4 protein-coding genes are annotated in these 5,724 nt (G+C 66.2%); 1 reads left to right on the top strand and 3 read right to left on the bottom strand.

Annotated elements, in window-relative coordinates:
• The 3 genes from AC2VLV_RS04845 to AC2VLV_RS04835 form a co-directional block, all read right to left on the bottom strand.
• On the bottom strand, positions 1-349 hold a 349-nt coding region (locus AC2VLV_RS04845; protein WP_486988899.1), incomplete at its 3' end, for a type I restriction endonuclease.
• A 132-nt stretch (positions 350-481) separates the two neighbouring features.
• The gene (ssb, locus tag AC2VLV_RS04840) at positions 482-970 is read right to left on the bottom strand and encodes a single-stranded DNA-binding protein (RefSeq protein ID WP_486988898.1); all 489 of its coding nucleotides are present in this window, start codon (positions 968-970) and stop codon (positions 482-484) included.
• Positions 971-1,062: 92 nt separating this feature from the next.
• Positions 1,063-2,325 (bottom strand): MFS transporter, encoded by a 1,263-nt coding sequence (locus AC2VLV_RS04835; RefSeq protein ID WP_486988897.1) that lies wholly within the window; start codon positions 2,323-2,325, stop codon positions 1,063-1,065.
• Positions 2,326-2,599: 274 nt separating this feature from the next.
• Between AC2VLV_RS04835 and uvrA the strand changes: the two genes are divergently transcribed.
• Complete coding sequence (gene uvrA / locus AC2VLV_RS04830) at positions 2,600-5,476, top strand: excinuclease ABC subunit UvrA (protein ID WP_486988896.1); 2,877 nt, start codon at positions 2,600-2,602, stop codon at positions 5,474-5,476.
• Positions 5,477-5,724: the final 248 nt, after the last annotated feature.

Here is a 5,724-nt window from a genome sequence, read left to right as displayed (position 1 = left end):
TGTTCTTGCACCAGTCCTTGAGGTTGACGAGGCTGTAGTTCAGCGGCGTGCCGTCGTCGCGGGTGAAGGCGTTGATGCTGCGCAGGGTCTTGGCGGCAGTGAACACATCCGGGCTGACGATTTCATCGAGCAGGCGGGCGAACTCGGCATCGGTGAGATGCACACGGTTGAGCGCCTCGAATTTCTCGCGGAAGTTGCGCTCCAGCGCGGCGCGGTCGCGGATGTCGGGGCGGTATTCGTACTTGAGGTTTTGCAGCGTGCCGATGAAGCCGTACTCGATGGTGTCCTCGCGGACGGCGAAGCTCGCAGCATCCGTGGGCCGACTGTAGGGAGCTTTTGAGGAGGGCATGAGTAGGGATCAGGCACGTTGAAGTTTGGGGCTGCGCCTCCCCACCCTGACCCTCCCCACATGGGGAGAGGCCGCCAACACGCCTCCCCTACAGCGTGGGGGAGGGGGTGGACCAGCGGCGGGCAGTCAGCCTCAGAAAGGAATATCGTCGTCCATGTCGCCGAAGTCGCTCGCCGGCTTGCTGGCGGCCGGGGCGGGGGCGCGGCTGGGGGCGGCCCGGCTGGGGGAGGCCTCGCGGCCGCGGCTGTAGCCTTCGTCGTCTGCGCCGCCGCCACCACCACCGCCTTCACGGCCGCCGAGCAGTTGCATTTCTTCGGCAATGATTTCGGTGGTGTATTTCTCGACGCCGTCTTTGTCGGTCCACTTGCGGGTTTTCAGGCGGCCTTCCACGTACACCGGGCGGCCTTTCTTGAGGTATTCCCCGGCGATTTCGGCGAGCTTGTCGTAGAACACCACGCGGTGCCATTCGGTTTCTTCGCGCTTTTCGCCACTGGATTTGTCTTTCCAGTTGCGCGACGTGGCGATGGTGATGTTGCAGATGGCCGCGCCGCTGGGGGCGAAGCGGGTTTCGGGGTCGCGGCCGAGATTGCCGACGAGAATGACTTTGTTGACGGAGGCCATGAGGTGTCCTGAATTGCGGCGTCCCGCGGGCTGCGGGACGATGGCGGCAAGCATAACGCCAGCCGCGGCCTCACTCGCGGCCCGGTTGGGGTTCAGGCGCTCTGCGGCTGCGCGGGGGCGGCTTCGGCCTCGGCGGGTTTGTGGCGCTTGGGCGGGGGCTGAATGGTGAACGACACCAGCAGCCACAGCGCGGCCAGCGCGGCAGCGACGAAAAACACGTCTTCACTGCTGTATTGCGCCAGCCAGCCGCCCACTGCGCCACCGGCAAACAGGCCGAGCGATTGCCCGGTGTTGTAAACACCCATGGCCAGGCCTTTGCGGCTGGCGGGCGCGGTGCGCGACACCAGCGAGGGCAGCAGGGCTTCCATCAGGTTGAAGGAGAGGAAGAAGAAGAACAGCGCGGCGATGAGCGCCACGGGGTTTTTGTAGCCTGCGGCAAAGCCCAGCATGGTGAGCACCAGCAGCGCCACGCCGCCGACGAACACGGGTTTCATATAGCCGTATTTCTCGGCGTAAATGATGCCGGGGATGGACAGCGCGAACGAAATCAGCGTGACGGGCAGATAAACCATCCAGTGGTGCAGCAGGGGAATGCCGGCGTATTTCACCAGCGCCACCGGCACCACCACGAACATGCTCACCTGCAGAAAGTTGACGACGAAAATCGAGAAGTCGAGCTTGAGCAGCGCCGGGGTGAACACCGCCTTGGCCCAGTGGCCTTGCACCTCTTCGGAGGGCGTGGCCATGGGCACGTTGGGCACCACCCAGATGATCACGGCAATGGCCACGATGGCCAGAATGCCGGTGAGGTCGAACATGCCGGGCACCGAGATGGCGTGATAGACCGGCGGCCCGAACACCAGCGACACGATGAAGGAAAAGCCGATGGTCATGCCCACCATGGCCATGGCCTTGGTGCGGTGCTGGTCGCGGGTGGAGTCGGCGATCATGGCCGAGATGGCCGCCGAAATGGCCCCGGCGCCCTGAATGGCGCGGCCGATGATGATGAGGTAGAGGTTGTCGCTGGCCCCGGCGACGAACGAGCCGATGGCGAAGATCAGCAGCCCGACCACCATGACGGGCTTGCGGCCGAAGCGGTCGCTGGCCACGCCGAAGGGAATCTGCAGCACCGCCTGCGTCAGGCCGTAGATGCCCAGCGCCAGGCCGACGAGGAATTTATCCTGACCGTGCGGCAGGTGCTCGGCGTAAATGGCAAACACCGGCAGGATGAAAAACAGCCCCAGCATGCGCAGGCCGTAGATCGACGCCAGCGTGCTGCTAGCGCGGCGCTCGGCCGGGGTCATTGCGTCCTTGGGGGCGGTCGTCTTGGATCGTCGGGAAGATTTGGAAGCCATGGTGTTAAGCGCTGAAGAGCCGCAAGGGCGGCCAGTAAACGGCAGGCGGAGAACGGCTGGGCGTCTCGGCGGAGAGAAAAACTCAATCTGAAGCGTATTTTCCACGATGCGCGGCCCTGCTTCGTGACGGAATTTGTCGAGAAGTGCCCAGGATTACATGCGGTTTCATCAGTGACCGGATTCGGCGTGCCGAATGTCGGCGGCAAGCGCAGAAGATGGGACCGATGGGGCCGTGCGCCTTATAGTGTCGGGTTCGCTTTTTTCGCCTCCGCCCATGAATGATGTCGCCTCCTCGTTTGAACCGCTGGCCAGCGCCCAGGCCGAGGCGTTGATTCGCGTGCGCGGGGCGCGCACCCACAATCTGAAAAACATCTCGCTCGATCTGCCGCGCAACAAGCTGGTGGTCATCACCGGGTTGTCGGGTTCGGGCAAGTCGAGTCTGGCGTTCGACACGCTGTACGCCGAGGGGCAGCGCCGTTATGTGGAAAGCCTGTCGGCCTATGCGCGGCAGTTTCTGCAGTTGATGGAAAAGCCCGATGTCGATCTGATCGAAGGGCTGGCCCCGGCCATTGCCATCGAGCAGAAGGCCACCAGCCACAATCCGCGCTCCACCGTGGGCACGGTGACGGAAATTCACGATTACCTGCGGCTGCTGTACGCCCGCGCGGGCACGCCGCATTGCCCCAACCATCCCGACGAGCCCTTGCAGGCGCAGACGATTTCGCAGATGGTCGATGCGCTCGTCGCCTGGCCCGAGGGACGGCGGCTGCTCATTCTCGCGCCCTTGCCTGCGGCGCAAATGGGCGCTTCGGCCACCGGACGGCTGGCGGCGCTGCGGGCGCAGGGTTTTGTGCGCTTTCGGCTCGACGGCGTGGTGGTCGATGCGCAAAGCCTGCCCGATGCGGACGCGCCGGCGCCGCAGCGCATCGAGGTGGTGGTGGATCGCATCAAGACCGGCCCCGATCTGCGTCAGCGCCTGGCCGAGAGCCTGGAGACGGCACTGCGCCTGTCCGAAGGCCCGGTGGGCGCGCTCGACGCCGACAGCGGCGCGCTGACCACGTTTCACAGCCGCCCCACCTGCCCGATCTGCGGCACGACGGCGCCGCTGCTCGAACCCAAGCTGTTCTCCTTCAATAATCCGGCCGGCGCCTGCCCGACTTGCGACGGGCTCGGTGAGGTCGAGCGCTTCGACCCGGCGCGGGTGGTGGCCCATCCCGAGCTCAGTCTGGCCAGCGGCGCGATTCGCGGCTGGGACAAACGCAACGCCTTCTACTTTCAGATGCTGCAGGCGCTGGGCGCGCATTACGGCTTCGATCTCGACACGCCCTACGAGCAGTTGCCGCAGGCGGTGCGTCAGGTGCTGCTGCACGGCAGCGGGTCGGAGGCCATCGCCTTCACCTATCTGAACGACCGCAACAAGCCCACGATCAAGACCCACCCGTTCGAGGGCATCGTGCCCAATCTCGAACGCCGCTGGATCGAGACGGACAGCCCCGCGGTGCGCGAAGAACTCGCGCGCCTGCGCACCGTGCAGACCTGCCCCGACTGTCTGGGCGCGCGGCTCGGGCCGATTGCACGCAATGTCACCATCAGCGGCGAGCGGCTGCAGGCGCTGGCGCATCGCCCGCTGCGCGAGCTGCACGACTGGTTCGCCACGCTGCAGCTCGAAGGCCAGCGCGCCGAAGTGGCGGCGCGGCTGGTGCACGAGATCGGCAGCCGCCTGCGCTTTCTCATCGACGTGGGGCTGGACTATCTCACCCTCGACCGCAGCGCCGACACCCTGTCGGGCGGCGAGGCGCAGCGCATCCGCCTGGCCAGCCAGATCGGCTCGGGCCTGACCGGGGTGATGTACGTGCTCGACGAGCCGTCCATCGGCCTGCACCAGCGCGACAACGACCGGCTGATCGCCACCCTCAAGCGGCTGCGCGATCTGGGCAACAGCGTGCTGGTGGTGGAGCACGACAGCGACGCCATTCTCTGCGCCGATTATGTGGTGGACATGGGGCCCGGCGCGGGCGAGCACGGCGGGAGCATCATTGCCCAGGGCACGCCGCAGAGCATCATGGCCGATCCCAACTCGATCACCGGCGCTTATCTGAGCGGCACGCGCAGCGTGTTTCGCGGCAAGCCGCGGCACGACGCCGCGCCCGAACACTGGCTCACCCTGAGCGGCGCCTGCGGCAACAATCTGCACGACGTCACCGCGCGTTTTCCGCTGGGGCGCATCACCTGCGTGGCGGGGGTGTCGGGTTCGGGCAAATCCACCCTGATCAACGACACCCTCTACGCCGCCTGCGCGCGCGAACTCAACCGCGCCGGGCTGGAGGCCGCACCCTATGCGGCCATTGAAGGGCTCGATCAGCTCGACAAAGTGATCGCAGTCGATCAGTCGCCCATCGGCCGCACCCCGCGCAGCAATCCGGCCACCTATACCGGGCTGTTCACCCCCATCCGCGAGCTGTATGCGCAGACGCCCGTGGCGCGCGAGCGCGGCTACGACGCCGGACGCTTCTCCTTCAACGTGAAGGGCGGCCGCTGCGAGGCCTGCCAGGGCGACGGCGCGGTGAAGGTGGAAATGCACTTCATGCCCGATCTTTATGTGCCTTGCGACGTGTGCGGCGGCCAGCGCTACAACCGCGAAACCCTCGAAGTCACCTACCGCGGCCTGAGCATCGCGCAGGCGCTGGAACTCACCGTGGAGCAGGCGCTGGAGACGTTTTCGGCCGTGCCCGCCATCGCCCGCAAGCTGCAGACGCTCAAGGACGTGGGGCTGGGCTATATCCGCCTCGGGCAGTCGGCCATCACCCTGTCGGGCGGCGAGGCGCAGCGGGTGAAACTGGCGCTCGAACTCTCCAAACGCGACACCGGCCGCACGCTCTACATCCTCGACGAACCCACCACCGGCCTGCACTTCGCCGACATCGAATTGCTGCTGGGCGTGCTGCTCAAGCTGCGCGAGGCCGGCAACACCATCGTCATCATCGAGCACAACCTCGACGTGCTCGCCAGCGCCGACTGGATCGTCGAGCTCGGCCCCCAGGGCGGCGCGGGCGGCGGCCGCCTCATTGCCGAAGGCACGCCGCAAGACATCGCCACCCACCCCGACAGCGTCACCGGCCCTTACCTCGGCCGGGTGCTGCGCGGCGCGTAACACAAGGCGGCGGCAACGCTGTTACCTTGCGCCCATCGTCAATCGCCCTCGCGGGCAAAGGAGCGCGGCATGGGACTCATCGGATTTTTGATCATCGGTCTGATCGCGGGCTGGCTGGCCGGCAAGATCACCAAAGGCAGCGGCTTCGGCGTGCTGGGCGATCTGGTGGTCGGCGTAGTCGGCGCCTTTATCGGAGGCTTCCTGTTCCGCATGCTGGGGCTGTTTCCCGGCGGCGGCATGTTGCCCAG

The sequence above is a fragment of the Thiomonas sp. TH-17 genome (assembly GCF_057473305.1).
This window is presented reverse-complemented; position numbering and strand designations above follow the sequence as displayed.

Bases quoted from the DNA above. Each gene is read 5' to 3' on its own strand.
- AC2VLV_RS04835 (WP_486988897.1), bottom strand. From the start codon at position 2,325: ATGGCTTCCAAATCTTCCCGACGATCCAAGACGACCGCCCCCAAGGAC.
- ssb (WP_486988898.1), bottom strand. From the start codon at position 970: ATGGCCTCCGTCAACAAAGTCATTCTCGTCGGCAATCTCGGCCGCGAC.
- uvrA (WP_486988896.1), top strand. From the start codon at position 2,600: ATGAATGATGTCGCCTCCTCGTTTGAACCGCTGGCCAGCGCCCAGGCC.